28 protein-coding genes are annotated in these 25,310 nt (G+C 62.9%); 5 read left to right on the forward strand and 23 right to left on the reverse strand.

Annotated elements, in window-relative coordinates; all coding sequences use genetic code 11:
* Nucleotides 1-182: 182 nt before the first annotated feature.
* The 6 genes from rbsK to LDZ28_RS06580 form a co-directional block, all read right to left on the reverse strand.
* Complete coding sequence (gene rbsK / locus LDZ28_RS06555) at nucleotides 183-1,130, reverse strand: ribokinase (protein ID WP_244827882.1); 948 nt, start codon at nucleotides 1,128-1,130, stop codon at nucleotides 183-185.
* A 26-nt stretch (nucleotides 1,131-1,156) separates the two neighbouring features.
* Complete coding sequence (locus LDZ28_RS06560) at nucleotides 1,157-2,176, reverse strand: LacI family DNA-binding transcriptional regulator (RefSeq protein ID WP_244827883.1); 1,020 nt, start codon at nucleotides 2,174-2,176, stop codon at nucleotides 1,157-1,159.
* A gap of 235 nt (nucleotides 2,177-2,411) precedes the next feature.
* Nucleotides 2,412-3,410, reverse strand: coding sequence for an ABC transporter permease (locus LDZ28_RS06565; protein ID WP_244827884.1), 999 nt, complete (start codon nucleotides 3,408-3,410; stop codon nucleotides 2,412-2,414).
* Entirely contained in the window at nucleotides 3,411-5,000 is a 1,590-nt protein-coding gene (locus LDZ28_RS06570; RefSeq protein ID WP_244827885.1) for a sugar ABC transporter ATP-binding protein, read from the reverse strand.
* A 289-nt stretch (nucleotides 5,001-5,289) separates the two neighbouring features.
* Nucleotides 5,290-6,252, reverse strand: a complete 963-nt coding sequence (locus tag LDZ28_RS06575) for a sugar ABC transporter substrate-binding protein (protein ID WP_244827886.1) — start codon at nucleotides 6,250-6,252, stop codon at nucleotides 5,290-5,292.
* A 285-nt stretch (nucleotides 6,253-6,537) separates the two neighbouring features.
* Nucleotides 6,538-6,819 (reverse strand): hypothetical protein, encoded by a 282-nt coding sequence (locus tag LDZ28_RS06580; RefSeq protein WP_244827887.1) that lies wholly within the window; start codon nucleotides 6,817-6,819, stop codon nucleotides 6,538-6,540.
* A gap of 309 nt (nucleotides 6,820-7,128) precedes the next feature.
* On the opposite strand from LDZ28_RS06580, the gene LDZ28_RS06585 reads away from it, so the two are divergent.
* From LDZ28_RS06585 to LDZ28_RS06595, 3 genes are all read left to right on the forward strand, one after another.
* Nucleotides 7,129-7,431: a PsiF family protein gene (locus LDZ28_RS06585; protein WP_244827888.1), complete on the forward strand. Its 303-nt coding sequence runs from the start codon at nucleotides 7,129-7,131 to the stop codon at nucleotides 7,429-7,431.
* 213 nt (nucleotides 7,432-7,644) lie between these two features.
* Nucleotides 7,645-8,127: a hypothetical protein gene (locus LDZ28_RS06590; protein ID WP_244827889.1), complete on the forward strand. Its 483-nt coding sequence runs from the start codon at nucleotides 7,645-7,647 to the stop codon at nucleotides 8,125-8,127.
* 401 nt (nucleotides 8,128-8,528) lie between these two features.
* On the forward strand, nucleotides 8,529-9,119 hold the full coding sequence (locus LDZ28_RS06595; protein ID WP_244827890.1) for a YSC84-related protein: 591 nt from the start codon (nucleotides 8,529-8,531) through the stop codon (nucleotides 9,117-9,119).
* 125 nt (nucleotides 9,120-9,244) lie between these two features.
* Here LDZ28_RS06595 and LDZ28_RS06600 read toward each other — a convergent pair whose 3' ends face one another.
* From LDZ28_RS06600 to mltG, 10 genes are all read right to left on the reverse strand, one after another.
* Nucleotides 9,245-10,312 carry a glycosyltransferase family 4 protein gene (locus tag LDZ28_RS06600; RefSeq protein WP_244827891.1) on the reverse strand — a complete coding sequence of 356 codons (1,068 nt, stop codon included), beginning with the start codon at nucleotides 10,310-10,312 and terminating at the stop codon, nucleotides 9,245-9,247.
* Between the two features lie 309 nt (nucleotides 10,313-10,621).
* A complete protein-coding gene (gene otsA, locus LDZ28_RS06605) occupies nucleotides 10,622-12,037 on the reverse strand; it encodes an alpha,alpha-trehalose-phosphate synthase (UDP-forming) (protein WP_244827892.1) in 1,416 nt (471 codons plus the stop codon).
* A 70-nt stretch (nucleotides 12,038-12,107) separates the two neighbouring features.
* Nucleotides 12,108-13,340: a mechanosensitive ion channel family protein gene (locus LDZ28_RS06610; protein ID WP_244827893.1), complete on the reverse strand. Its 1,233-nt coding sequence runs from the start codon at nucleotides 13,338-13,340 to the stop codon at nucleotides 12,108-12,110.
* Nucleotides 13,341-13,552: 212 nt separating this feature from the next.
* Nucleotides 13,553-13,909: a Rap1a/Tai family immunity protein gene (locus LDZ28_RS06615; RefSeq protein ID WP_244827894.1), complete on the reverse strand. Its 357-nt coding sequence runs from the start codon at nucleotides 13,907-13,909 to the stop codon at nucleotides 13,553-13,555.
* Nucleotides 13,910-13,985: 76 nt separating this feature from the next.
* The gene (locus LDZ28_RS06620) at nucleotides 13,986-14,738 is read right to left on the reverse strand and encodes an ankyrin repeat domain-containing protein (protein WP_370652110.1); all 753 of its coding nucleotides are present in this window, start codon (nucleotides 14,736-14,738) and stop codon (nucleotides 13,986-13,988) included.
* Nucleotides 14,739-14,789: 51 nt separating this feature from the next.
* Entirely contained in the window at nucleotides 14,790-15,584 is a 795-nt protein-coding gene (locus LDZ28_RS06625) for a TatD family hydrolase (protein WP_244827895.1), read from the reverse strand.
* A gap of 3 nt (nucleotides 15,585-15,587) precedes the next feature.
* Nucleotides 15,588-16,100, reverse strand: a complete 513-nt coding sequence (locus tag LDZ28_RS06630) for a GNAT family N-acetyltransferase (RefSeq protein WP_244827896.1) — start codon at nucleotides 16,098-16,100, stop codon at nucleotides 15,588-15,590.
* A gap of 19 nt (nucleotides 16,101-16,119) precedes the next feature.
* Nucleotides 16,120-17,169 (reverse strand): DNA polymerase III subunit delta', encoded by a 1,050-nt coding sequence (locus LDZ28_RS06635; protein ID WP_244827897.1) that lies wholly within the window; start codon nucleotides 17,167-17,169, stop codon nucleotides 16,120-16,122.
* A gap of 37 nt (nucleotides 17,170-17,206) precedes the next feature.
* Nucleotides 17,207-17,827 (reverse strand): dTMP kinase, encoded by a 621-nt coding sequence (tmk, locus tag LDZ28_RS06640; RefSeq protein WP_244827898.1) that lies wholly within the window; start codon nucleotides 17,825-17,827, stop codon nucleotides 17,207-17,209.
* Nucleotides 17,828-18,838, reverse strand: a complete 1,011-nt coding sequence (mltG, locus tag LDZ28_RS06645) for an endolytic transglycosylase MltG (protein WP_244827899.1) — start codon at nucleotides 18,836-18,838, stop codon at nucleotides 17,828-17,830. It abuts the gene before it with no gap.
* A 103-nt stretch (nucleotides 18,839-18,941) separates the two neighbouring features.
* Here mltG and LDZ28_RS06650 point away from each other — a divergent pair, with 103 nt between their 5' ends.
* Nucleotides 18,942-19,952 carry a folate-binding protein YgfZ gene (locus LDZ28_RS06650; protein ID WP_244827900.1) on the forward strand — a complete coding sequence of 337 codons (1,011 nt, stop codon included), beginning with the start codon at nucleotides 18,942-18,944 and terminating at the stop codon, nucleotides 19,950-19,952.
* Between the two features lie 5 nt (nucleotides 19,953-19,957).
* Nucleotides 19,958-20,776: an NRDE family protein gene (locus tag LDZ28_RS06655; protein ID WP_244827901.1), complete on the forward strand. Its 819-nt coding sequence runs from the start codon at nucleotides 19,958-19,960 to the stop codon at nucleotides 20,774-20,776.
* On the opposite strand, the gene LDZ28_RS06660 is transcribed toward LDZ28_RS06655, so the two are convergent.
* The 7 genes from LDZ28_RS06660 to LDZ28_RS06690 all read right to left on the reverse strand — a co-directional run bounded on the left by LDZ28_RS06660 (nucleotide 20,757) and on the right by LDZ28_RS06690 (nucleotide 25,285).
* Complete coding sequence (locus LDZ28_RS06660; RefSeq protein ID WP_244827902.1) at nucleotides 20,757-20,975, reverse strand: hypothetical protein; 219 nt, start codon at nucleotides 20,973-20,975, stop codon at nucleotides 20,757-20,759. The genes LDZ28_RS06655 and LDZ28_RS06660 overlap by 20 nt on opposite strands.
* 53 nt (nucleotides 20,976-21,028) lie before the next feature.
* Nucleotides 21,029-21,517 (reverse strand): tlde1 domain-containing protein, encoded by a 489-nt coding sequence (locus LDZ28_RS06665; protein ID WP_244827903.1) that lies wholly within the window; start codon nucleotides 21,515-21,517, stop codon nucleotides 21,029-21,031.
* Between the two features lie 94 nt (nucleotides 21,518-21,611).
* Nucleotides 21,612-22,565, reverse strand: coding sequence for an alpha/beta hydrolase (locus LDZ28_RS06670; protein WP_244827904.1), 954 nt, complete (start codon nucleotides 22,563-22,565; stop codon nucleotides 21,612-21,614).
* A gap of 19 nt (nucleotides 22,566-22,584) precedes the next feature.
* The gene (locus LDZ28_RS06675; RefSeq protein ID WP_244827905.1) at nucleotides 22,585-23,439 is read right to left on the reverse strand and encodes an SDR family oxidoreductase; all 855 of its coding nucleotides are present in this window, start codon (nucleotides 23,437-23,439) and stop codon (nucleotides 22,585-22,587) included.
* Nucleotides 23,440-23,476: 37 nt separating this feature from the next.
* Nucleotides 23,477-24,481 carry an NADP-dependent oxidoreductase gene (locus tag LDZ28_RS06680; protein ID WP_244827906.1) on the reverse strand — a complete coding sequence of 335 codons (1,005 nt, stop codon included), beginning with the start codon at nucleotides 24,479-24,481 and terminating at the stop codon, nucleotides 23,477-23,479.
* A 25-nt stretch (nucleotides 24,482-24,506) separates the two neighbouring features.
* Complete coding sequence (locus LDZ28_RS06685) at nucleotides 24,507-24,977, reverse strand: PaaI family thioesterase (protein ID WP_244827907.1); 471 nt, start codon at nucleotides 24,975-24,977, stop codon at nucleotides 24,507-24,509.
* A 5-nt stretch (nucleotides 24,978-24,982) separates the two neighbouring features.
* Nucleotides 24,983-25,285 carry a Dabb family protein gene (locus tag LDZ28_RS06690; RefSeq protein WP_244827908.1) on the reverse strand — a complete coding sequence of 101 codons (303 nt, stop codon included), beginning with the start codon at nucleotides 25,283-25,285 and terminating at the stop codon, nucleotides 24,983-24,985.
* Between the last annotated feature and the right edge of the window lie 25 nt (nucleotides 25,286-25,310).

The following is a 25,310-nucleotide window of genomic DNA, read 5'->3' on the forward strand; positions in this document are numbered from 1 at the left end:
GCGGTCGTAGCCAGGTGAGGGCCGGCGCGCGCGGAGAGTCGCCGCAACCGATTCGCGTAGCGGCGCTTCTGCGCTCGCTCACTAAGTAAACGGCGCGAAAGGGACTGGCTTGAGGATATTTATTTCATCAGACGAAAAGAACGGCGCAAGCTACGCGCCGGTTTTCAGCGAAAACTGAACACTTATGCGGAAATTTCGCTGCGATGCGGAATCGAAGGCTGCGCGCCCTCACGCGTGACCGCAAGCGCGGCGGCGCGCTGGCCGAAACCGATGGCGTCGAGCACCGCCGAGCCGCGCGCAAGTTCGGCGGCAAATCCGCCGATGAAGGTATCGCCCGCCGCGGTGGTATCGACAGCCTGCACTTTCGGCGAAGGCAAGTGCTGGCCGCCGTCGTCGCCGTTACCGTCTGATTCGAGCAGCGCGAAGACGCCCTGCCCACCGAGCGTCACGATCACGTTGCGCGCGCCTTTTTGCCGGAGCGCGTGCGCGGCGCGGCGCGCATCGTCGGGTGTGGAAATGGCAATGCCCGACAGCGTCGCGGCTTCGAGTTCGTTCGGAATCAGATAATCGACGAGGCCGAACCAGTCGGCCGGCAACTCGTTCGCGGCGGGCGCGGGGTTGAGGATGGTCGTGCGCTGCAGACGCCGGCCGGCGGCAAGCGCCGCGCGCACCGTGTCCGGCGGCGTTTCCAGCTGGCAAACGATTACGTCGGCGCGCGCAAGAAGCGCCTCTCGAGACGCGATGCTCTCGGGCGTCACCTTTGCGTTGCTGCCCGCCACGATCACGATGGCGTTCTGGCTCGCATCGTCGACGATGATGAGCGCGACACCCGTCGGTGCGTCGGTGCTGAGAGCCACCGCGGCGCAGTCGATGCCTTCCGCCTCGAGACTCGTCTTGAGCGTCGCACCGTTGCTGTCGTCGCCGACGCAGCCGATCATCGCGACCTCCGCGCCCAGACGCGCCGCCGCCACCGCCTGATTACCGCCCTTGCCGCCCGGCACTTGCGCGAACGCGTGGCCTGCGAGCGTCTCGCCGGGTTTCGGCAGACGCGGCGCGCGTGCGACCAGATCCATGTTCAGACTGCCGACCACGGTGACGCGGCCTTGCTTGGCTATTGACTTGTCGCTCATTACGCTCCTTGTGTTGCTTCCAACTTCTATCCGGCGCGTCGCGCCTCGTGCACGACCGCCGTCGATTCGCGCCGCACGAGACGCGGCGCCACGACGCGCCGCCGCGTATTGCCCGCGAGCTTGCCGGTGATCCGCTCAATCAGCGTTTGCGCGGCCATTTCGCCGAGCGCGCGCACCGACTGTCCGACGGTAGAGAGCGCGGGATACGTGTACCGCGAGAGTTCGACATCGTCGAAACCGATGATCGAGCAATCCGTCGGCACGTTGATATGGCGTTCCGCGGCCGCCCGCAATGCACCGATGCCCATCATGTCGTTGCACGCGAAAATGGCCGTCGGCTTCATCGAGTCGAACAGTTGCGATGCTGCCGCGTAACCGCCTGTCGCCGAGAAATCGCTCTGCACGATCGCGTTCGGCTCGATCTCGATACCGCGTTCGGCCATCGCGCGAATGAAGCCATGCAGACGCATAGCGCTCACCGCCGTCGCGACCGGCCCGGTAATGCAGCCGATCTCCGAATGCCCGAGTTGCAGCAGATGCCGCGTGGCGAGATACGCGCCCTTCTCGTGGTCGATCTGCACGAGATCGGCCGTGACGCCTTCGATATTCCGGTCAACGATCACGAGCGGTTCGCGCGATCCGGAAAGGCTGTGCGCGAGCACCGAATCCTCACCCGCCGATGCAATGACCAGCCCGTCGATGCGCTTTTCCTGCAGCACGCGCAGGTAGTGGCGCTGCTTCGCGGGATCGTCGTCCGAATTGCAGAAGAATACGCAATAGCCGTTCTTCGCGCAGCCGTCCTCGACGCCGCGCGCGAGTTCCGCGAAATAAGGGTTCGTCGCGTTCGGCACCAGGAGGCCGATGGTCGCGGTGGACTTCGCCTTCAGCGAACGCGCGACGGCCGAGGGCACGTAATCGAGTTCACGAATTGCCCGTTCTACTTTCGCCCTGACATCGGCCGATACCGGCCTCGAATTGTTGACCACATGGGACACCGTCGTAAACGACACCCCGGCAATGGCTGCCACGTCTTTTATCGTCGCCATACATCGTCCTTCGCTATCTTTGTGCTGCTGCTCTCTTATTTGAAATAGGCGTTCGGTGCGCACTGGCCTCGCGTGCGCTTTTTGGTCTCGCTGTTCCCGTCAGCTACGGCGTAATGCTGCCGCTTCCCCGATCGCCCTGGTCTTTGCTGCATGCTGCCTGTCATCCCGGCGCGCCCCGTGCGCGCCGTACTGCCTTACCCTTTGCTCCTTGGTCGAATTCGCCTGGCGCTCCCCGTCAAGCCCGCTTACGCCGGCTGCGATACGTGTCGAGCACGACCGCCACCACGATCACCGCCCCGGTGATGATGCGCTTGGTCGGTTCGTTCGCGCCGATCTGCGCGAGCCCCGCCGCCAGCACGGAAATGATCAAGACCCCGAAGAACGTGCTGATGACCGAGCCGCGCCCGCCCATCAGACTCGTTCCGCCGATCACCACCGCCGCGATCACCTGCAACTCCAGCCCCGCGCCGCCGTTAGGGTCGGCGGCTTCGAGGCGCGAAATCTGAAATAGCGCGGCGAGCCCGGAGAGCGCGCCCATCAACGCGAAAACGATTACCTTGTAAGGACGCGGATTCACGCCCGCAAGCCGCACGGCTTCCTCGTTCGTGCCTATTCCTACGAGATATCGGCCAAAAACCGTCCGAGTCAAGACCAGGTGCGCAATTATCATCACGGCAACCGCGATCACGAACGACGGCGAAATGCCGAAAGCGATCGGATTCGACAGAAAGTCGAAGGCGTCGCCGATATACGCGGTCCGCGAATTGGTCATCTGGTAGGCGACGCCGCGCGCCGCTTCCAGCACGCCGAGCGACACGATGAACGACGGAATGCGCCACGCCACCGTCACGAGCCCGGTCAGCGTGCCCGTCAGCGCGGCGGCGGCCATGCCCATCAGCGCGGACGGCAACGCGGGCCAATGCCACTTCAACGCGGCGACGCTCACGACCGATGCGCCGAGCGCCAGGACCGACCCCACCGACAAGTCGATTCCCGCGATGATCAGCACGAAGGTCATGCCGACCGACATCACGACCAGATCCGGAATCTGGTTGGCGATGGTGCTGAACGTCTCGTAGGTGAGGAAGTGCGAACTCAGCACCGAAAACAGCGCGATCATCGCGGCGAGCGCGCCGACGAGACCGAGGTAATTCGAAAAGCCCAGCCGCGTGCCGATGCCCTTCGGACTCTTCGGCGCATCGGCAGGCAGATTGGCTTGAGTCTGACCGGTCATTCAGTGCTCCACTTTTTGGTCTTGTTCGGGCGGCTTCGCGTCCGGCGCGAGCGGCTCGTGCAGCATGGCTTCGCGTTTCGCATAGCCCGCGAAGGCTGCGGCAAGCAGCGCATCCTGCGTCCAGTTGGCGCGCTCGAACACGCCCGTCATCCGTCCCGCCGACATCACGCCGATACGGTCGCAAATCAGCATGAGTTCGCGCAGATCGCTCGACACGACCACGAGCGCGCGTCCTTCGCGCGCCAGTGCGCCCATGAGCCCGTAGATATCGAACTTCGCGCCCACGTCGATGCCGCGCGTCGGTTCGTCGAACAGGAGCACGGTGCAGTCGCGGGCGAGCCAGCGGCCGATCACCACTTTCTGCTGATTGCCGCCCGACAGTTCCGAGACGGCCTGCGCCGGCCCGGATGTGCGGATACGCATGGCGTCGATCTGCGTCTGCGCGAGCGCGGCTTCGCGCTTCGTGTCGATCACGCCGTGACGCGACACCGCGTCGAGATTACCCAGTGAAACGTTCGCGGCGATAGGCAAGCCAAGCAGCAGGCCCTCGCCCTTGCGGTCCTCCGTGATGAGCGCGATGCCGTGCTTCACCGCATCCGATGGCGAATTCACGGCAACGGGCCGCAACGCCTGCCCGCCGTGCGCAATCGAGACCGTGCCGGAATCCGCGCGATCCGCGCCGTAAATCAGGCGCATAAGTTCGGTGCGGCCCGCGCCGATCAGCCCGCTCACCCCAAAAATCTCGCCCGCCTTCACTTCGAAGGAGACGTCGCGCACCACGCTGCCGCGCGTCATGCCGGCGACCTTCAGCGCCACGCCGCCGATTCTTCTCTCGCCCAGGTCGATACGCTCGCCGAGTTCGCGTCCGACCATCAGCGTGACGAGCCGATCGCTCGACAGTTCGGCCATTGGTCCGAGATGCACGAGACGCCCGTCGCGCAGCACGGCCGCGCGCTCGGCAACGCGGCGCAATTCCTCGAGCCGGTGCGAGATGTACACGAGCGCGACGCCGCGCGCTTTCAGGCGGTCGATCTGCTCGAACAGCAAATCGACTTCGCGCGCGGTGAGCATGGCGGTCGGTTCATCGAGGATCAGCACGCGGCAATCGCCGATCAGGTTGCGCGCGATCTCCACCATTTGCTGATGCCCGATGCCGAGCGCACCCACGAGCGTGTCCGGGTCGATGGCGTCGAGCCCGACTTGCGCCATTGCGTGGCGCGCATCTTCAGCGAGCTTCTTGCGGTCGATCCAGCCGAAGCCGCCTTTTTTCGGCAGGCGGTTGAGGAACAGGTTTTCCGCAATCGACAAAGTCGAAAGCAGATTCAGCTCCTGCATGACCATGCGCACGCCGAGCGCTTCGGCCTCGGTGCGGCTTTGCGGCGTGTACGGCTTGCCGGCGAGCGTCATCGTGCCGGCCGTGGGGTTCACCAGGCCGCCGATGATCTTCGACAAGGTGCTCTTGCCCGCGCCGTTCTCGCCCGTCAGCGCGAGCGCTTCGCCCGGCACGAGGTCGAGCGTGACGTCCGCGAGCACCGGCTCGACATAGGTCTTGCCGACCCCGCTGACTGTCAGCACGCTGGCATCGTTCACGTCGTTCGCTCCTCGAAAGGGGCGCCATGGAATTGGCTACGCATCCTCGCTTTGTGTTCCGCTTGGGGCCCGACGGCTTGGCGCAAAGCGCCGCGCAGGCAAGGGCCTACGTCGACGTTCAAACGCGCTCGTTCGTGCTTTATCGGCATGAAAGCCGCGAAACTTGAATGGACCGAGGCTCGCGCATTCATGCCGTAGTGAAGGTTTGCGCCCGCTCCGTGTTCCGGCGGGCGGAGCTGACTGCTGCATCGCCGCGTGCGACGACAGGCAGCAGCTCGTCATGTCATGCCTACTTCGTGATCAGTTCGACCGGCGTTTCCACGACCGTCGACAGCTCCGACTGCTTTTTCTTGCCGGAAATCGCCTTCAGCGCCACGTCGATCCCGAACACCGCCTGTTTTGCGGCGTATTGATCGGCGGTGGCGAGCACGCGGCCGTCCTTCAACATCGGCTTGATGGCCGTGATGTTGTCGAAGCCGACCACCTGCACCTTGCCCGCCTTGCCTGCCGCGCGCACGGCCGACACCGCGCCGATCGCCATGTTGTCGTTATCGCACAGGAGCGCCTTCACGTTCGGGTTCGCGTTCAGGATCTGCGAGGCGACCGCGTTGCCCTTGTCGATTTCCCAGTCGCCCGACTGCAGCGCGACGACCTTCATGCCGCCACCTTCCATCGCGTCCTTGAAGCCGGCGCTGCGCGCCTGCGAGTTGGTCGTCGTGGTCACGCCTTCGACGATCGCCACTTCATCGCCCTTCTTCAGATGCTTGGCCAGATAGTCGCCGACCTTCTTCGCGCCCTTGCGGTTGTCCGGACCGACGAACGGCACGTTCAGATTTTTCGACTTCAAAACGTCCGGGTCCAGCCGGTTGTCGATATTGACGACGATGATGCCCGCGTCCGCCGCCTTCTTGATCACCGGCACGAGCGCCTTCGAATCCGCTGGCGCGATGATGAGCGCGTCGACCTTGGAGACGATCATCTGCTCGACGATGCGAATCTGCGCGGCGGTATCGGTTTCGTCCTTGATGCCGTTGGTGATGAGATCGAACTGGCCGGAGTTGTGTTGCTGATAATCCTTCGCGCCGTTTTCCATGGTCAGGAAGAACTCGTTGGCGAGCGACTTCATGACGAGCGCGACCTTCGGCTTGGCCGGCGTCTGCGCAAAGACGGACGACGATGCGAACGGCAGCGCGGAGCACGCGATCAGCGCGACGGCGGCCGACAGCACGCGGCGGCGGATGTTTCGATTCATGGATCTCCTCCAGTACTTTCGTTTTGAGTTGTCTGGGCGAAACTGATTCTGGTCAATCTCATAGCCTGACGAGCGTTGGCAAACGCGAATGTCCAGTCGCTGCTTTCAATGCTGTTCAACGTTTGCCCGCCGTCGATTCTCGTTGCGAAGCGGCGTCGGGTCAATCGGGCTAACGTGTAGTGGGCGCTTTGAACATGCGCCGAAATGATGGCTCGACCGCATTCGCAAGAAGAAAGCCGCCAGCCGCGGCCGTTGGCGGATGCAATGTGCTTGTGGTCAAGGGTTTCAAAGGTCTTCCACCGACTCGCCTTCGATCTCGTTGTCGATAATCTTGCGCGCGTAGTCGATGCCCGCGCGCACCGCGTCGATCGGGCTTTCGAAAGGTTCCTGATCGGGCACGCCGAACATCGCGGTGCGGCCGCTGTCGCCGTGCGCGCTGCGGGATATCGTCGTGACGATATCGAAATGGCGCGGACCGTCGTCGGGTTCGTCACGCTCCTTCGCGCGCCGCAAAGCCTGCACCTTGATTTCGAAACCCTTGTAGTGATCGGATAGCGGAGTGGACATGCGCGTGCTCCTTGTCGTTGGTGGCGGCCGTGGGTAGGACAGCCGCCTTTTCTGAATGCTGCACTAAAAACTCTCGAGGCGTCCATGAACATGCCGGTCTTACAGCGAGCTGCATACGCGCGCTCTTTTGCCTTATCGCGAAAGCCGTTTGCAAGGCGTATTCCCTCTCGTCTCCCGATTTCACCCGATGCCACACATCAGTGATATTCGGTTTGCCATAATGCACGGGCGGATGGCGCGTGCTTGTCAGGAGCGCATCCGGCATTCGTCGTCCAAAGAACAAACTTCATTCAAATCAGGGAGCGTCACATGATCATTCGAGCCACCGCCCTTGCAGCAGTCATCGCTGTTTCCAGCCTCACGATCAGCGCGAGCCCGGCGTTCGCCGCCAACAGCCAGCAATCGAAGATGACCGACTGCAACAAGCAGGCAGCCGACAAGAAAGGCGATGAGCGCAAGGCGTTCATGAAGAGTTGTCTGTCGTCGTCGGCGCCCGCCGCCGCGCCCATGACCCAGCAAGAGAAGATGACCGCGTGCAATGGTCAGGCATCCGGCAAGAAGGGCGACGACCGCAAGGCGTTCATGAAGAGCTGCCTCAGCAACAAAGGCTGATTGCCGGCATTGCGGAATGCGCCGCGCGGCATCGCGCGGCGCCCATCCTTCGCCACTTGCCGCTTGGGGATATTGCACTGCACCCAAGCAAATGATTCGCACCGTCGTCTTTTTCTCCTAAGATGGCGCGAAGGCGGCCCCCAATATTCGAAGAAACACGCCATCGGCCGCCGCTCGTCTAGCGGGGCGTCATGCCTCGCACGGAGGCAATGGATGGCATGGAGACACAAGAACCGCTGGTTCAGGCGGTGGCTCGTCACGATCACCTTCTGGCTCGTGCCGGTGATGATCGTCGCGGTCAACGAAGTACGCGACGAAATGGCCTACAACACGGTCGATCTGCAAAAGTCGCTATCCACGTGGGAACTGACCGATGCCCAACGCGCATCGGGCGCCGCGGCTCGCTGTCATGGCGCGCCCGACGAAGCGCGCGCCGCCGGCTGTCCCGCCGACATCCTCAGCGCCAATGCGGGCAAGCATCAGGAAGCGCTCGACGAATACGATCATCGCAAATCCACGCTCGCGGGTTATCTCTGGCACGCGTTCGTCGGCTACTGGGTCGTTCCTGCTGCATTTTTGTTCGTGCTCGGCATGGTAATCGGCATCATTCGACGACTGCTACGGCGCACGCCAGGCGAGCAAAACGCTTCGGCAGCCCCGCCCGCGCCCAAAGTAAAAACGACGAGTCACCCTTGAAGCCGGGTCGGGAACGGTCGTTGCTACTGGTGACAGCGGCCGCGGCGTAACATCGACGGCCGTGCGGTGAAATAAATGCAAGCCATACGGAAACGGTTCGGGCGAAAACGCGCTGTCAGGTCTTTCCAATCGAGCGGTTTCCGTGTGAGCGTTGCGCTGTATCGCATGACGAAGGTTTTAGTCGTGTAGCTACGCAACAACGATATCAGTGACAGATTGGGAGTAAGCTTGCCAAGTCAAAGTTACCGAAGGGAGCGGCGGCACTGCGCGCGGGTTGGTTCGAAGCAATTTTTCGGGTCATCCGGCGGGGTCTGGTGGTTGCACGGTGCTGTGCTATAACTTGGCGAACCTCACCCTCCCGATCTAATGGGGTTTCCCAAATTCCACGATGGAGAACAACGATGCAAAGACGAAACTTCATGCTCAAGTCGACGGCTGTGCTGGCACTTGGCGGCCTCACGCTGGCGGGTTGTACGACCAATTCCAACACGGGTCAGGAAAAGGCCGCAGGCACCGCTGACGACCGCCGCTCCATCGACGCGGACGTCGACAGCGCAATCCAGCGCCTCTATTCGACCGTCGCCGGTTCGCGCGAACTGGTCGCCAAGTCGCGCGGCATTCTGGTGTTTCCGTCCGTCATTCAGGCTGGCTTCATCGTCGGCGCCCAATACGGCAAGGGTTCACTGCGCGTGGGCGGCGGCACGGTCGGCTACTACAGCACGACATCCGGCTCGTTCGGCCTGCAGGCAGGCGCGCAGTCGAAGTCGCTGATCTTCCTGTTCATGACGCAAGACGCGCTCGACAAATTCCGCAATTCGGACGGCTGGTCTGCCGGCGCGGATGCATCCGTGGCACTCGTGAAGATGGGCGCAAACGGCGCGGTGGATACGAACACGGCCACCAGCCCGGTCGAGGCGTTCGTGCTGACCAACGCCGGCTTGATGGCCGACGTATCGCTGGCAGGCACGAAGGTGACGCGCCTGAAGATGTAAAAGCCGGCTCGCGCGGCCTGGCCGCGCGTTTTGCTGCTTTTGGCGTCGACAAAGCATGACCGCCGTGTGTCGCGACTTGACGGTCGCGGCACACGGCGGTTTTTTTGTGCTTTCGCGTTGCGGACTTAAGTCGTCGCGCGATCGATCAGCTTGAAGCGCGAGCGCTTCTGCGCGCGCACGACGGACTGATACGCATCGATATACTGCCGCGCCATCCGGTGCGCGGTGAAGCGCTCCTCGAAACGCTTGCGCACGCCTTCGCGCGACAGCGTATGCAGCCGATTCACGGCGGCCACCGCACCGATCTCGTCTTCGACGATGAACCCCGAGACGCCCTCGTCCACCACTTCCGGCACGGCGCCGCGATTGAACGCGATGACAGGCGTGCCGCACGCCATCGACTCGATCATCGCCAGACCGAATGGCTCCGGCCAGTCGATCGGAAAAAGCAAGGCATGCGCGCCCGATAAGAACTCGGCCTTCTGACTGTCGTTGATCTCGCCGATATATTCCACGTACGGCAGCTTGAAAAGCGGCGCGATCTCACGTTCGAAGTATTCGTGGTCCGCCGCGTCCACCTTGGCGGCGATCTTGATCTTCAAGCCACAACGCCCGGCAATGCGAATGGCCGTATCCACGCGTTTTTCCGGCGAAATGCGCCCGAGAAATGCGAGATATTCCTGCTTGACCGGTTGCGGTTCGTAGAGCTTTTCCGGCAGCGCGTGATAAACCGTCGTCACCCACTTCGCCTGCGGCAGCGGATGACGCTGCGCATCGGAGATGGACACCACCGGCGCGGTGTTGAAAGTATCGAAAACCGGCTGCTGCTCAGGCAGATCGAGCCGGCCATGCATGGTCGTGAGAAACGGCGTGTCCTGGCGCTTGAACAGCGAGAACGAGTAGTAGTCCATGTGGAAATGCAGGACATCGAAATCTTCCGCGCGGCGGCGCACCATTTCCAGCAGCAGCATGTGCGGCGCGATGCGGTCGCGAATGGCCGGGTCCAGACGCAACGCGCGCGGCCAGACGGCTTCGAGATTCGCCTTGGTTTGCGAGTCGCCGGTGGCGAAAAGCGTGACTTCGTGACCGAGCTCGACGAGCGCCTCGGTCAGATACGAGACGACGCGCTCCGTTCCGCCGTACAACTTGGGCGGCACCGATTCCGTCAGCGGGGCAATCTGGGCAATTCTCATCGTTCTCGTCTCCCTGTCGGCCGTGAACTTCGTGCCGGCCGGCGTCAGCGCTGCAATGCTCGTTCTCGCGTCATGCGAAAAGGTCGCGCCAAGTTCCCTAAACGTTCGGGCAAGTCGCCTGAACGTGTGTTGAGTATGACAGTAGGCCGTAAGGTCTGGATAACGAGGTTTGCCCTAGGCGACGGCGCGCTCGTTTTGCGCGCTGGTTTGGCACGTGATGTCATTATCGACGGCTCATGCGTCAACACCGCCGCCTATTTCACTTTCATCGCTCTGTTACAGGTCCGAAACAATCGCTTCGGATGGCGGTTACGGGTTCTTTTTCATGGCCGGCGCGGGCTTCTTGCGCGGTTTGCCACGAAGATCGGCAAGGAAATTGTCCCGCCACACGCCCAGATCGTATTTGCGCAGCGAAGTCATGTTGGTTTCGTAGCGCTGGCGGCGTTCCGCGAGCGGCATGGCGAGTGCGCGCGAGATGGCGTCGCTGGTGCCGACGATGTCATGCGGATTCACCATCACCGCGCCCGTCATTTCCGCGGCCGCGCCGGCGAATTGCGACAGCACGAGCACGCCCGGATCGTCGGGATTCTGCGCGGCGATATATTCCTTGGCGACGAGATTCATGCCGTCGCGCAAGGGCGTGACGAGCCCGACTTGCGATTCGCGAAACAGCGACATCAGCTTCCACCGGTCGTAACGCTGATTCAGATACCGGATAGGCGTGTAATCGAGGCCGGAATAGCGCCCGTTGATGCGCCCTGCTTCGTATTCCAGATTCTGGCGGATCTGTTGATACGTCTCCACGTCCGAGCGCGTAGGCGGCGCAATCTGCACGAGCGTGACATTGCCGCGCCATTCCGGCGACTTCTCCAGAAAATGCTCAAACGCGCGAAAGCGCTCGACAAGCCCTTTCGAATAATCGAGCCGATCGACGCTCATGATGAGCTTGCGCCCTTCCAGACTCTGCTTGAGGTCCATGACATCCTGACGCGCTTCGCCGCGCTCGGCCTGTTCGGCGATCTCGTCCGGAAACACGCCGATGCGGTAGACGCCCGTCGTGAGCTTGCGACCGAACGCTTCGACATGTCCGTCGGGCGTCGCCGTGCCGTGCGCGTGCCGCACGATGTAATCGTGGAACGCGGTCTGATCGCCCTCGGTCTGAAAGCCCACGACGTCATAGCAGCACAGCGACTTGACGAGCTCCTCGTGAGGCGGAATGTTCAAGAGAATTTGCGGCGACGGAAACGGGATATGCAAAAAGAAGCCGATGCGATTCGTCACGCCCGCGCTGCGCAACGCCTCGGCGAACGGAATCAGGTGATAGTCGTGCACCCAGATCACGTCTTCCGGTTCGAGCAGCTTGATGAGTTTGTGCGCGAGCCATGAATTCACGCGCCGATACCCCGCGTATTCGTCACGATCGTAGACGGCGAGATCGTTGCGATAGTGGAAAACCGGCCACAGCATGGCGTTGGAAAAGCCGCGGTAGTACTGGTCGTAGTCCTTCTTCGGCAGGCCGACGGTGGCGAACGTCACCGCGCCGTCCTGCTGCAGCGTCGGCCCCTGGTTCGCGACGGTCTCGCTCACCACGTCCCCGCTCCAGCCGAACCACACGCCGCCGCTGTCTTTCAGCGCGCCGAACACGCCGACGGCGAGGCCGCCCGCAGAGCCCTTGGTTTCGGTCGGGGTAGCGACCCGGTTGGATACGACGACGAGACGGCTCATGAGTATTCCTTTTTCGTTTGCTGACTACGATGATTCGGTTGCGGTGCTTCGCTTGAAATTTCTGTCGCTTCTATCGCTTCAGCGCATCCACCGGCGCGGTCGATGCCGCCGAGTTCGCGCGCGGATCGGGACCCGTGCGCTCGCCCCGGCTCGCGACCGGGTCCGCCGCGGTATTCGCGGTGGTGGGCGATGCCGTGTTGGCGCGTTCCAGCGGCGGCGCGAAGTCCACGTGCTTGCTGTCGGTGGAGAGATCGGCCCGTGCGCGTGGCAGATACTGCGGATACGCCGCCTGCACGAAATTCAGCAAGCCTTCGCGCACCCGGCAGCGCAAATCCCAATTGAGCGCGGAGTCGAAGGAACTGACGAGCGCGCGCAATTGCATGGCGTGCTCGGTGGCATCGGTGACTTGCAGCACTTGCACGCGACCGTCCCACTCCGGCGCGCTCGCCAGAATGCGTTCGAGTTCCGCGCGCAGCGGCGCGATCGGCATGCGGTAATCGACGAAAAGAAACACCGTGCCGATGATCTGCGAGCTATTGCGCGTCCAGTTGGTGAACGGATTCTCGATGAACCATTGCAACGGCACGATCAGCCGCCGCTGGTCCCAGATGCGGATCGACACATAGGTACCCGTGATCTCTTCGACGCGGCCCCACTCGCCCTGAATCACGACGACGTCATCGAGACGAATGGGTTGGGACAGCGCGATCTGCAAGCCGGCGATCAGATTGCCGAGCACGGGCCGTGCGGCGATACCCGCGACCAAACCCGCCACACCGGCGGAAGCCAGCAAGCTCGCGCCGATCTGCCGCACGCTCGGAAACGCCATGAGCGCCCCGCCAAAACCGATGATCACGATCACCACCATGACCGAGCGCGCCAGCACGCGCGCCTGCGTGTGGATGCGGCGCGCGTTGAGATTGTCGTCGGTATCGAGCGGATGCGCCTGCACGATCGCCTCGCCCACCGCGCTCGCCGAACGCGCGGCGAGGAACGTGAGCGCACCGATCAACGCGACGGTTTCGATATCGCGCAATACGCCGATGAGCGGCAGCGTGTCCGGCGCCTCGAAGATCACGAAGCCGAACGCGAGCATGATGATGAGGACGAGCGCGGGCGCGTCGATGTAGCGCAGCACCGTGCTCATCAGCGGATACGGCCGCGCGACGCGCGTCAAGACGCGCGCACCGATCCGATGCACCCCGATGGCGACGATCAGTGCGATGGCGGCGGCGCACAGCGCGCCGGGCCAGGTGCCGAGCGGGCGCTCGGCTAGATCGAGAAAGCGGTCGAAAGAAAGCATGAGCGTCGCGGGATCAGCCTCGCAGGAAGGTGGATACGGCGGCCGCGTGCACGAGCCTCGCCACTATGCGCCATGTCGGACGCATCGTGCGCGGTTCGTGCTGCCGGGGTGCGTCTTTAGTCGGCGTCCAGGTCGGCTTCTACGTCTTCAAGTGCAGAGGCGGGCGGCGTCGAGCATCAAGCAAATTCGCTGCCCGCCTCGAAGCCTTGCGATCAACGTTCCGCCTTGCAGGGAAACGCCTTGCCAAGTCCGAGCGACACCATGGTCGTCGCATTGAAGCCGGACTTGTCGGGATTGTCCGCGATGTACTTGCGCACTGCATCGGTCAGTTGTTGCGGCTTGACTTCGGCGGGCAGGCAAAAGTATTGGCCGACTTGCGGGCCGGAGGTTCCGCCAATTGCCTCGATGGTGTTATACACGCCGTCCGCGGCGCCTTCGATATAGGCCGCGCAGGCAGTACGGGAGTTCGGGTCGGTCTTGGTGCAAAGTTGATTTAAATCGCTGCCAGTGAATGCGAACGCGCTGACGGGCGTGGCGAGAACACAGGCGAAGACGAATTTCCGCAGCATGGTCTTCCTTTTATGTGGAGCGGCGGCTCAAAGGGGCGCGGCGGCCGCGCCTGGCCGCCCGCTCCCCGTGGTTACGTTATTTTGCACTGTTTGTGCTGCTTGCGGCGCCCGTCGAGGCCGCCGGCATGGCGTCGAGGCGTGCCTGCAGGCCTTCCGCGACGTCCTTCTCGTTGTACTTTTTCGCGAAGTCCACAGCCGTCATGCCAAGCTGGTTCTTCACGCGCAAGTCCGCGCCTTCGTCGAGCAAAAGCTTGCAGGTGGACAGATGCCCGCCGCGCGCGGCCATCATGAGCGGCGTCGTGCCGTTCGGCGCGCCGGCATCGATATAGGCCGAATGGTCGAGCAGAATCTTCACGATATCGTCATGACCGTTGGTTGCCGCGTAGTGCAGCGGCGACCAGCCCTTCTTGTTCACTTCGGCATCCTTGGCGATCAGGAGATTCACGAAAGTCGCGTCGCCGTTGAGCGCGGCGAGCATCATCGCGTTTTCACCGGCCGGGTCCTGCTTCTCCAGATCGGTCTTGGGATTGTCGGCAAGCGCCTGGCCTACCTTGTCCGACTTCTCGCGCGCGGCGATCACGATGAGCGGTGCGCCCGTGTTGTCGACGGTATTCGGGTCCGCGCCCTGCGAAAGCGCCTTCTTGACCGAGGAGATGTCGTCGAACTTGACGTCCTTGATGAGCGCGTCCACGGACTCGGCCAACGCGGGTTGCGCGAACGCGCACGCGGCGAGCAGCACGCCGACCAACATTTGCCGCGTGCTCGAACGTGTGCTCGTGCGCTTGCTTTGTCCCGCTTCACGCGAGGAAAACATCGGGGATTTATTCATAGTGAACCTTTGGATTGCCTTTGAAACAGTGGTTCTCGCCGAGCGTGCCGGTCAGACGGCCTGCGCGCCCGGCGGGATCTTGAACAGCCGGAAGAAGTTGTCGGTGGTGGCTTTCGCGACCGCTTCGTCCGTCTCTTCGCGCAACTGCGCGATGTGACGTCCGACATAGCTCACGTAAGCTGGTTCATTCGGCTTGCCGCGATACGGCACCGGCGCGAGATATGGCGAGTCGGTCTCGATCAACAGACGTTCGAGCGGCACGCGCCGCGCCACGTCGTGCACGTCCTCGGCCTTCTTGAACGTGACGATGCCCGAAAGCGAAATATGAAAGTTCTGCGCGAGCGCGGCTTGCGCCACTTCCCACGTCTCGGTGAAGCAATGCATCACGCCGCCCGGCACGCTCGCGCGTTCTTCTTCCATGATTCGCAGCGTGTCTTCCGCCGACGAACGCGTATGGATGATGAGCGGCTTGCCGGTCTCGTGCGCCGCGCGAATGTGGTTGCGAAAGCGCTCGCGCTGCCATTCCATGTCGGCGATGCTGCGGCCTTCCAGCCGGTAATAGTCGAGCCCGGTCTCGCCGATTGCGCAGACTTTGGGATGCCGCGCCAGTTCCACTAGTTGCGCGACGCTCGGTTCCGTTGCGTCTTCGTGGTCCGGATGCACGCCAACCGATGCGAAGATGTGCTCGTGCCGCTCGGCGATATCGAGCACCGATGGCAGCGTCTCCAGATCCACCGACACGCAAAGCGCGTGCGTGACCTTCTGCTGGCGCATCTTGTCGAGCACTTCGGGCAGCCGGTCGGCGAGGCCTTCGAAATTGATGTGACAGTGGGAATCGACGAACATTCGCTACTCCTTTGCTCTCGCGCCGAGCCGCAAGCCGAGAATGACGAGATCGCGCTCGACGCCGTCCAGAACCGCGACGCGCGGCAGCGTGCCCCACGACTCGAAACCGAAGCTGCCGAAGAGCTTCATGCTCGGCTCGTTATGTCCGAAGACGAAGCCGAGCACGGTATCCACATCAAGCGTCGGCGCGCGCTCCAGCGCTTCGTGCAACAACTGCTTGCCGAGCCCCTTGCCGCGCGCGCGTTCGTCGAGATAAATGCTCACTTCGACCGTGCGCGCGTAGGCCGGACGGCCGTAGAAATCAGAGAAGCTCAGCCACGCGATGACTTCGCCGCCCTCTTCCACGACCCACAGCGGACGCTTGTCCGGTCCGTGCGCGTGAAACCAGGCAAGGCGGCTTTCGACCGGAACCGGATCGAGGTCGGCCGTGACGAGGCGCGAGGCGACCGTCGAATTGTAGATGGCGACGATGGCGGGCAGGTCGTCCAGCGTGGCGTCTCGATATTGAAGACTCATGGCGTGATTGCGTTCAGGTTCAGGCGAAGATGCCGCGATAGCCCATGAAGAGTTCCTCGAACACGAGACGCGCGTTCAACGGATGATTCTCCACGGCGCGTTGCCGCGTGACGGTTTTCATGTAGCGCGAAAGCGCGGCCGGGTCGGCGCTGGCGGCGCATCGCGCGAGCGCCTTGGCCGCGCCCGGAAAATAGCGCGGGCGGCCTGCCGTGCGCTCGGCGAGTACGTCGTAAAGCCAGCGTTGCAGCCAGCCGAGCACCAGCGGCACCGGCAGTTTCTGCAGGTTCTCGCCGCACGCGAAGGCGTCGCAGTTCGGGCCGGCCGCAAGTTGCGCCAACGTGAAATCGCGCAGCGCGCGGTTCTCGTCGCTCGCGAGCGCAAGCGCGTTGAGCGGCGCGCCGCCCGCTTGCGCGAGAAGCCCGGCGGCATCGTCGATACCTCGTGACGCAAGCCACGCGCGCGCTTCGTCGAAGGGCGGCACGCTCATCGGCCACTGTCGGCAGCGGCTGATGATGGTTGGCAACAAGCGGTCGATACGCGCCGACACCAGCAGGAACACGACGCCCGAAGGCGGTTCTTCCAGCGTTTTCAAGAGCGCGTTGGCCGCCGCGACATTAAGCGCTTCGGCGGGATACAGCAGCACGACACGCAAGCCGCCGCGATGCGATCCGAGACTGCAGAAGTCGAGCAGCGCGCGTACCTGTTCGATCTTGATTTCCTTACTCGGCGCGCGGCTCTTCTTGCCTTCGTCGCCATCGGCTTTCTCGGCTTTCTCGGCGGATGCATCGGCGGAAGAATCCGCGCCTGCCGCCCCAAGCCCCGCAAGCGCCTCGGGCAACACCGCGCGGTAGTCGGGATGATTGCCCTGCGAGAACCACAGGCAAGCGGAACACGTACCGCACGGCTCGCCGCTCGGCAGATGCGTTTCGCACAGCAGCCCCTTCGCCAGATGCTGCGCGAATTGCAGCTTGCCGATGCCCGCTTCGCCATGCAGCAAAAGCGCATGCGGCCAGTTCGCGCGTAGCTGCTGGAGACGCTGCCAGTCGTTGGCTTGCCAGGGATAAATCATCGGCGGTTCAGTGGGTTAGGCGTTGCTTGAGCGTGGATCAAAGGCTCGCGATGACATCTTCGAGCTGCGTGCGGATATCGTCGATGGGCCGGCTCGAATCGACGATGAAAAACCGCTGCGGCGATTCGGCCGCGCGCCGCAGATATTCGGCGCGCGTGCGCTTAAAAAATGCCTCCGATTCGCTCTCGAACTTGTCCGGCGCGCGCGCGGCCGAACGGCGTTCGCTCGCGGTCTCCGTCGGAATGTCGAACAGAACGGTAAGGTCCGGCTGAAAACCGCCCTGCACCCAGCGTTCCAGCGCTTCCAGCTTGTCGCGCGGCAGACCGCGTCCACCGCCCTGATAAGCAAAGGTGGCATCCGAAAAACGGTCCGACAGCACCCAGTCGCCATGCGCGAGCGCCGGTTCGATGACCTGCGCGAGATGCTCGCGGCGCGCGGCGAACATGAGGAGCGCCTCGGTTTCGAGGTCCATTGGCTGATTCAGCAGAATGCCGCGCAACGTTTCGCCGAGCGGTGTGCCGCCCGGCTCGCGCGTCATCACGACCGAGCGCGCGTGCGCGGCGAGTTTTTCGGCGAGCCGCTCGCGAAACCACTCCAGATGCGTGGTCTTGCCCGCTCCGTCGATACCCTCGAAAGTAATGAACTTGCCCCGCGCCATTCACTGACCCCGGATGTATTTGTCGACGGCCTTGTTGTGGTCGCCCAGGTTGTCGGAAAAGATGCTGCTGCCGTCGCCGCGCGACACGAAATAGAGCGCATTGCTCGCGGCGGGATTGAGCGTCGCGGTGAGCGCGGCCACGCCGGGCAGCGCGATCGGCGTGGGCGGCAGACCCATGCGCGTGTAGGTATTGTACGGAGTGTCGGTCTGCAGATCCTTTTTCTTCAGATGCCCGCCGTAAGCCGGACCGAGGCCGTAGATGACGGTCGGGTCGGTCTGTAGCGGCATGCCGATCCGCAGCCGGTTGGCGAACACCGCCGCCACGAGCGGCCGGTCGGTTGCGCGCCCCGTCTCCTTCTCGACGATCGACGCCATGACGAGCGCCTCGTAAGGCGTCTTGTAAGGCAAATTCGGCGAGCGCGTGTTCCAGGCTTCGGTGAGCCGCTGCTGCATGATCCGGTACGCGCGCTTGTAGACCGTGAGGTCGCTCGTGCCTTTGTCGAAAAGATAGGTATCCGGGAAAAACAGTCCTTCCGCCGATGCCTTGTCCACCTCGGGCGCGCCGATTGCACGCAAGAGGTCCGTGTCGGACATGCCGGCGGTGTCGTGCGCGAGCGCGGAGTTGGCGTCGAGTTCGGCGCGCATTTTTTGCAACGTCCAGCCCTCGATGACGGTGGCCACGTACTCGTTGACGTCGCCGCGCGCGATCTTTTGCAGCACTTCATAGGGTGTCACGCCGCTTTTGAACGCGTAATTGCCGGATTTGAGCTGCGACGAAAGCCCGAGCACGCGCGTCATCAACACGAAAAGCTCGGATTCGACCGGCACGCCGCCGCGAATCAACTGGGCGCTGACGCTGCGCAGGCTGCTGTGAGGCTTGATGGTGACGTCGAGTTCGGCGGGCGTGAGGTTCATCGGCCGATTGGCCCAGTAATAGACGCCACCTGCGAGCGCCGCCGCGAGCACCGCGACGATCACCACCGCCACGACGCATTTCTTGAAAAGGGACATGCCAGACACACTAGGAATAAGACCAATATAATAACTTGCCCGCCTGCGCCCCGGTCAGTTTGACCGGCCGGACCGACTGACAGGATTGACCGCACTTGACGCCATGAATTCCCAAACCCAGCTTTCCCCCGGTTCCGCTCCAAGCGCCATTCCCGCCGACGACTTCGAAGCCGTGAAGACAGCGGGCGTTTTCGTGCCGCTCACGCAGTTCGGCGTGATCGACATCAAGGGCGAGGATGCCGCTTCGTTCCTGCACAACCAGGTCACCAACGACGTCCAGCATCTCGACGCATCCACGGCGCGCCTCGCGGGCTATTGCTCGCCGAAGGGACGCCTGCTGGGTTCGTTTCTCATGTGGCGTTCAGCCGATACCGTGCGTCTCTTGATCTCGCACGATGTCCAGGCGCCCGTGCAAAAGCGTCTGTCCATGTTCGTGCTGCGCGCAAAGGCGAAACTGAGTGACGCGACGCCGGAACTCGCGGCAGTCGGCTTTGCGGGCGATGTGCGCGCGGCGCTCTCCGGCATCTTCGATGCGTTGCCCGACGGCGTGCATGTCAAGGTGGAAGGTCCGCATGGCGCGCTGATTCGTGTGCCGGATGCGGCGCATCGGCCGCGTTTCCTGTGGGTCGGCCCGAGGGCCGATATCGAAGCACGACTGCCCGAGCTCGGCGAGAAGTTGCGGCGCGCGGGACCGGCGCTGTGGGACTGGCTCGACATCCATGCGGGCGAGCCGCGCATCACGCAGACGACGACCGAGCGGTTCGTCCCGCAGATGGTCAACTTCGACGTGCTGGGCGCGGTGAACTTCAAGAAGGGTTGCTATCCGGGACAGGAGATCGTCGCGCGCAGCCAATATCGCGGCACGATCAAGCGACGCACGGCGCTCGCGCACGGCGAATCGGCCACGCCGGGCGCCGAGCTGTTCCATTCGGCCGATCCCGGTCAGCCTTGCGGCATGGTGGTCAACGTGGCGCCGGCCGAAGGCGGCGGCGTGGATTGTCTCGTCGAGATCAAGCTGGCGTCGCTGGATAACGGCTCGGTGCACGTCGGCGCCGCCGATGGCCCCGCGCTCGAATTCGTGCCGCTGCCCTACGCCTTTCCTGCCGACGCCTGAACGCCATGTGCCTGATCGTCTTCGACTGGCAACCCCAGGCCGCGCCCGCCAACGGCCGCGCGCTGCTGACGCTGGCGGCGAATCGCGACGAGTTCTTCCGCCGCGAGACCGACCCGATGCATTGGTGGACCGACGCGCCCGGCGTGCTCGCGGGCCGGGATCTGACGGGCGGCGGCACGTGGCTTGGCGTAACGCGCGACGGGCGCTTTGCCGCGCTGACGAACTATCGTGCGCCGAGCGAGATGCGGCCGGATGCGCCCACGCGTGGCACGTTGGTCAGCAAATATTTGACGGGCGAGCGCGTCGAGCCTTTGAAGTATCTCAAGCGCGTTGCCCTGGAAGGTCATCGGTACAACGGCTTCAATTTGCTGTGCGGGGATTTCACACGACGTGAGCTCGGCTGGTACGGCAATCGCGCCGATGCCGAGCCGGTTTTGCTCGAAGCGGGCGTGCATGGGTTGTCGAATAGCTTGCTGAATACGCCGTGGCCGAAGCTCGTCGCCCAGCGCGATGCTTTACGCGATTTGATTCACGCCGATGAGCGGCCATCGCTCGACCAGCTGATCGAAACCTTGCGTGACCCGCGTATCGCCGACGATCACGTCTTGCCATCCACTGGCCTTTCCATCGAGCGTGAACGCGTGTTGTCGGCGGCGTTTATCGAGACCGATGAATACGGCACGCGCGGGACGACGGCGTTGCAAGTGTTGCCGCTGACGCATGGTGTAGAGCTGCATGTCAAGGAACGCAGTGACGATGACGGTTCGCACAAGGTCGTGCGGCCGGGGGATTTTGTGCGGGCGTTCAGGTTTGAGGTGGCGTGACGCATGATCGCCGCGACCCACGTTTCAACAGTAAGAGCACTATCGCGGTAATCGCAATGGCGACAGCGTCCACCAAAGCCAGCATCGGCACTGGGCTGGACCATTTATCCATGTTGGTCGTGAGCGAGTAATACGGCGGGCCGCTGCCGAAGGCCTCGTAGAGATTGAGTGCGTTGAACGCGCCGACGAGCGTTGTCATTACGAATACGGCTGCGAGTGCGAGAACCCTGAGCGGTCGTGACGTCGCCATTCTCAGTACCGCACTGTCAGAGGAATGTAGCAGTCGGGCGACGAGTTGGCTGCATCCTCAAGATCGCGAACCAAATTTTCCATACGCGAGTGCAGGTTGATACAGCCAGCGCTTCCGGAATGAGTTCCACCGTGTATGAAGAAGCCTCCACGTCCGTAGGTGTCCGTTCCAGGGTACACGTGGATGGTAATGCGATGATCTCCCCAAGCGGCGCGTGGAGCGAGACTGTACCAGTGATTTGTCCACAGTTCGGATGGATTGATCCAATACCTTCCTTTTGGAATGGGCCCTTCCCCCGTTTGACGTTGCCGGGCAGACGAGTAATCGAAAATGTTGTTTTCGTCAGGGCGCCCCGAAACTCCAGCATATGAGCGCCCATTCGAGCCGTGCAAGATCAGTGAGCTGCCATTGAAAACGAGCGAAATCTTGTTTGAACGAGAACACAAAGGGCTCCGGGGTATACCCAATTCAGCAGCATAGCGCTCAGACATATTCCTGATACTTCGGATTGCGACCTAAGCATCTTAGCGACTTCGCCTTTGAATCGGCGATTTGCCATGTACTTTTCAGAATCTAATCAAGCCCTCACCCCAACGCCTTCCTCAACGCAGCCACCGCATCCGCATGCGCCCGCGCCACGTCGCGAACAAACCCGCCCATCTTGAAGAACTCGTGAATCATCCCTTCATACCGCATGAGTTCCACCGATACGCCCTGCGCTGAAAGCTTCTCCGCGTAAGCGACATCTTCATCGTAAAGCGGATCATGATCAGCAGCCGCGATCCACACCGGCGCCACGCCACGATAATCCGGCTGCCCGCCCGCCGCATCCAGCGGCGCAAAACGCCAGTCGTCCCGGTCGCGTTCATCGCGCACGTACTGCTCGAAGAACCATTGAATCGTCTCTGCGCTCAGCAAGTACCCTTCGGCAAGCCGCGCATGCGATTCGCTTCGCTGCCACGCGCTCGTCCCCGGATAAATCAGCATCTGCAATTGCAAGGCGATGCCTGCATCGCGCGCCAGCACCGAGCACACCGTCGCGAGCGTGCCACCCGCGCTGTCTCCACCAATCGCGATGCGAGCCGGATCGATCCCCAACGTGGACGCCTCGCGCGCGAGCCATTGCAAGGTGTCGAAGGCATCGTTCACGGCGACCGGAAACTTGTGTTCGGGCGCAAGCCGGTAATCGACCGATACCACCGCGCAGCCCGCGTCGTGCGCGAACTTGCGGCACAGCGCGTCGTGCGTTTCGATGCTTCCCACCGTAAAGCCGCCGCCATGCAGATACATGAGCGCGCCAAGCGGCTCCGCCCAATTCGGCTCGATCGGATAATACGCACGCACACGAATGGACCCGCCATCGCGCATAGGAACGAGAAGATCTTCGACCCGCGCCATGGGCAACGGCGCGACATCGAGAATGGGCGCGCTCATCGCATAGGCGGCGCGCGCCTCTTGCGGCGTGAGCGTGTGATAAGGCGCGCGCCTCGCGCGTGCGACCATCTGCAAGACTTGCGCGACCTGGGAATTGAGCTGCATTGTCATGCCGATGCCGAGGTCAACGCGACTTGAGCGACATGGGATCGCTCGGGTCGCGCAGCTGCGCGATGTCGTCCAGCCGCAACTGCACCGAAGGCATGATGTTCGGATGCGTGACCACATAAAAACGATTCGCGCGGATAGCGTCGAAGGTCAGTTCGGCGACATCCCGCGCCGATAGCTTGCCGTGCTCCACCGCCTTTGCCAGTTGCCGTGCCGCGAGCTTCTGCGACGCCGTCATCTCTTCGTCGTTGACGAGCGCGCCGGGCCGCGCGCGTTCGGCATCGGCGATACCGGTCGGCACGAACGCCGGACACAACAAGGACACGCCGACCGACGCGCGCGCGAGCCGCAGATCGTGATAAAGCGTCTCGGTCATGGCCACGACCGCATGCTTCGACGCGTTATAGACGCCCATTGCGGGCGCAGCGAGCAGCCCCGCGACCGAAGCCGTGTTGACGATATGCGCCGGTTCGTTCTGGGCCAGCATGATCGGCGTGAACGCGCGAATGCCGTTGGCAACGCCCATCACGTTGACGCCGAAGACCCATTGCCAGTCGTTCGCGCTGCTCTCCCAGATGAAGCCGCCGGCGCCCACGCCCGCGTTGTTGAAGAGCAGATGCGCGCCGCCGAACGCATCGAGCGTGGCGCGAGCGAGTGCATCGACGTCCGCGGCATTCGAGACGTCCGTTCGCACGCCGCGCACCTCGGCGCCTCGTTCGCGCAGCGATGTCACGGTGGCATCGAGCGCGGTGGCGTCGATATCGGCGAGTACGAGCTTCATGCCGAGCGCCGCGCCCTTTAGCGCAAACTCGCGGCCGAAGCCGCTCGCCGCGCCGGTGATCACGGCGACTTTTCCTTCGAAGCGGTCCAAGCGGGCTCCTTTCTCGCGTGGTGTGGTACTCGGCGCGTCAGATGAGCTTGACGAGCTGCTTGCCAAAGTTCTTTCCGCGCAAAAGACCGAGGAACGCTTCGGGCGCATTTTCGAGTCCCTGCGCAATGGTCTCGCGGTAGATCAGCTTCTTCGTCGCGACGCGTTCGCCGAGTTCCTTCAACGCTTGCGGCCAGAGTTCCATGTGCTCGCTCACGATGAAACCCTGCAGCTTCAGACGCTGCGTGAGCAGAATGCGCGGCGCCTGCAGCGGCAATGGCTTGCCGTCGTAGCCCGAGATCATGCCGCATAACGCAATGCGCCCGTGCGCGTTCATGCGCGGCAGCACGGCGTCGAGCACTTCGCCGCCGACGTTTTCGAAATAGCCGTCGATGTCATCCGGCGCCGCGGCTTTGAGCTCGTCGTACAAATGGCCCGCCTTGTAGTCGATGCATGCGTCGAAGCCCAGCGTCTCGACGACATAGCGGCACTTCTCGGCGCCGCCCGCAATGCCGATCACGCGGCAGCCTGCCGCCTTCGCCAGTTGCCCGACCACGCTGCCGACCGCGCCGCTTGCCGCGCTCACGGCAACCGTATCGCCAGCCTTCGGTTCGATGATGCGATTCAGGCCATACCAGGCCGTCACGCCCGGCATGCCGACCGGGCCGAGATACGCGGACAGCGGAACGTGCGTGGTATCGACGGCATAAAGACCCGTGCCGTCCGATGTCCCGTATTCCTGCCAGCCGTACATGCCGACCACGTTGTCGCCGACCTTGAACTTCGGATTGCGCGACTCGACCACTTCACCGACCGTGCCGCCGATCATCACTTCGTTCAACGCCTGCGGCGCGGCGTATGACTTGGCATCGCTCATGCGCCCGCGCATGTACGGATCGAGCGACAGATAGTAATTGCGCACGCGCAGCTCGCCTTCCCGCAGCGGCGCAAGCGGTGTTTCGACGAGCCTGAAATTGTCGGTCGATGCCTCGCCTTCCGGTCGCGATACCAGCAAAACCTGGCGATTCTTCTGAGCGTCTGCCATTGCGAATCCTCCTGTTCGGAATGAATCAAGCGTCGCTCGGTCCCGGCGTGGCCTTGGGATCGGAACGCATTTTCTGTTTCACGATATCGCGGCCCACTGCGAGCCTGCGCATGTATTTGAACGTGCCTAGCGCCTTGGCGACGAAATGCCCTTCGCTGTCGCGCACTTCGCCTTCGCAATACGCCATGGTGGTGGAGCGATGCAGCACTCGCCCGATGCCGCGCAATTCACCGCGCCCTGGCTGCATGAAGTTCACCTTCATCTCGACGGTAACGACGCCGATGCCATTGCCCGCGAGACTGCGCGCGGCGAGTGCCAGCGCGGAATCGAGCAAGGTCATGGTGACGCCGCCGTGCGCGATGCCCCACGTGTTCAAATGCGCATCTTCGAGCGCGAGCCGCACTTCCGCTTCGCCGTCGGCGGCCTTGACCAATTCCACGCCGAGCGAGTCGATGAACGGGCTTTCGATGGCGACGTCATGTGGCTTGTCGGTCATGGTCGTCACACTTCGTAGTCGACGCATTGACGGTCTTCGCGCACCGCGGCAATGAAGTCTTTCAGCGCCACGTGCTTCGGATGCACCTGATAGGCAACGAGCGCCGCTTTGTCGTCGAAGTCGGAGACGAGCACGACATCGTAAGTGCAGTCGAAACCCGGTTGCGCCGTACCGACCTCGAAGTGTCCCTGCCCCTTAACGATGCTGCGGCAGGTTTCGAGCTTCTCCTTGAGCTTCTGCGCATTCTCCGCGCGGCTCGCGCCTTCCGCCGACTCCTTCAGCTTCCACATGACGATGTGACGTAACACGGCAACTCCTGGTCAAGAAAACGAT

Origin of the sequence: Caballeronia sp. TF1N1, from assembly GCF_022878925.1 — a bacterium.
In the GTDB taxonomy this organism is placed as follows: Bacteria; Pseudomonadota; Gammaproteobacteria; order Burkholderiales; family Burkholderiaceae; genus Caballeronia.

Excerpts from the sequence above, each read along its gene's own strand:
- rbsK (WP_244827882.1), bottom strand. The coding sequence starts at position 1,130 with ATGAGCGACAAGTCAATAGCCAAGCAAGGCCGCGTCACCGTGGTCGGC.
- LDZ28_RS06560 (WP_244827883.1), bottom strand. The coding sequence starts at position 2,176 with ATGGCGACGATAAAAGACGTGGCAGCCATTGCCGGGGTGTCGTTTACG.
- LDZ28_RS06565 (WP_244827884.1), bottom strand. The coding sequence starts at position 3,410 with ATGACCGGTCAGACTCAAGCCAATCTGCCTGCCGATGCGCCGAAGAGT.
- LDZ28_RS06575 (WP_244827886.1), bottom strand. The coding sequence starts at position 6,252 with ATGAATCGAAACATCCGCCGCCGCGTGCTGTCGGCCGCCGTCGCGCTG.
- LDZ28_RS06580 (WP_244827887.1), bottom strand. The coding sequence starts at position 6,819 with ATGTCCACTCCGCTATCCGATCACTACAAGGGTTTCGAAATCAAGGTG.
- LDZ28_RS06585 (WP_244827888.1), top strand. The coding sequence starts at position 7,129 with ATGATCATTCGAGCCACCGCCCTTGCAGCAGTCATCGCTGTTTCCAGC.
- LDZ28_RS06590 (WP_244827889.1), top strand. The coding sequence starts at position 7,645 with ATGGCATGGAGACACAAGAACCGCTGGTTCAGGCGGTGGCTCGTCACG.
- LDZ28_RS06595 (WP_244827890.1), top strand. The coding sequence starts at position 8,529 with ATGCAAAGACGAAACTTCATGCTCAAGTCGACGGCTGTGCTGGCACTT.
- LDZ28_RS06600 (WP_244827891.1), bottom strand. The coding sequence starts at position 10,312 with ATGAGAATTGCCCAGATTGCCCCGCTGACGGAATCGGTGCCGCCCAAG.
- otsA (WP_244827892.1), bottom strand. The coding sequence starts at position 12,037 with ATGAGCCGTCTCGTCGTCGTATCCAACCGGGTCGCTACCCCGACCGAA.
- LDZ28_RS06610 (WP_244827893.1), bottom strand. The coding sequence starts at position 13,340 with ATGCTTTCTTTCGACCGCTTTCTCGATCTAGCCGAGCGCCCGCTCGGC.
- LDZ28_RS06615 (WP_244827894.1), bottom strand. The coding sequence starts at position 13,909 with ATGCTGCGGAAATTCGTCTTCGCCTGTGTTCTCGCCACGCCCGTCAGC.
- LDZ28_RS06620 (WP_370652110.1), bottom strand. The coding sequence starts at position 14,738 with ATGAATAAATCCCCGATGTTTTCCTCGCGTGAAGCGGGACAAAGCAAG.
- LDZ28_RS06625 (WP_244827895.1), bottom strand. The coding sequence starts at position 15,584 with ATGTTCGTCGATTCCCACTGTCACATCAATTTCGAAGGCCTCGCCGAC.
- LDZ28_RS06630 (WP_244827896.1), bottom strand. The coding sequence starts at position 16,100 with ATGAGTCTTCAATATCGAGACGCCACGCTGGACGACCTGCCCGCCATC.
- LDZ28_RS06635 (WP_244827897.1), bottom strand. The coding sequence starts at position 17,169 with ATGATTTATCCCTGGCAAGCCAACGACTGGCAGCGTCTCCAGCAGCTA.
- tmk (WP_244827898.1), bottom strand. The coding sequence starts at position 17,827 with ATGGCGCGGGGCAAGTTCATTACTTTCGAGGGTATCGACGGAGCGGGC.
- mltG (WP_244827899.1), bottom strand. The coding sequence starts at position 18,838 with ATGTCCCTTTTCAAGAAATGCGTCGTGGCGGTGGTGATCGTCGCGGTG.
- LDZ28_RS06650 (WP_244827900.1), top strand. The coding sequence starts at position 18,942 with ATGAATTCCCAAACCCAGCTTTCCCCCGGTTCCGCTCCAAGCGCCATT.
- LDZ28_RS06655 (WP_244827901.1), top strand. The coding sequence starts at position 19,958 with ATGTGCCTGATCGTCTTCGACTGGCAACCCCAGGCCGCGCCCGCCAAC.
- LDZ28_RS06660 (WP_244827902.1), bottom strand. The coding sequence starts at position 20,975 with ATGACAACGCTCGTCGGCGCGTTCAACGCACTCAATCTCTACGAGGCC.
- LDZ28_RS06665 (WP_244827903.1), bottom strand. The coding sequence starts at position 21,517 with ATGTCTGAGCGCTATGCTGCTGAATTGGGTATACCCCGGAGCCCTTTG.
- LDZ28_RS06670 (WP_244827904.1), bottom strand. The coding sequence starts at position 22,565 with ATGCAGCTCAATTCCCAGGTCGCGCAAGTCTTGCAGATGGTCGCACGC.
- LDZ28_RS06680 (WP_244827906.1), bottom strand. The coding sequence starts at position 24,481 with ATGGCAGACGCTCAGAAGAATCGCCAGGTTTTGCTGGTATCGCGACCG.
- LDZ28_RS06685 (WP_244827907.1), bottom strand. The coding sequence starts at position 24,977 with ATGACCGACAAGCCACATGACGTCGCCATCGAAAGCCCGTTCATCGAC.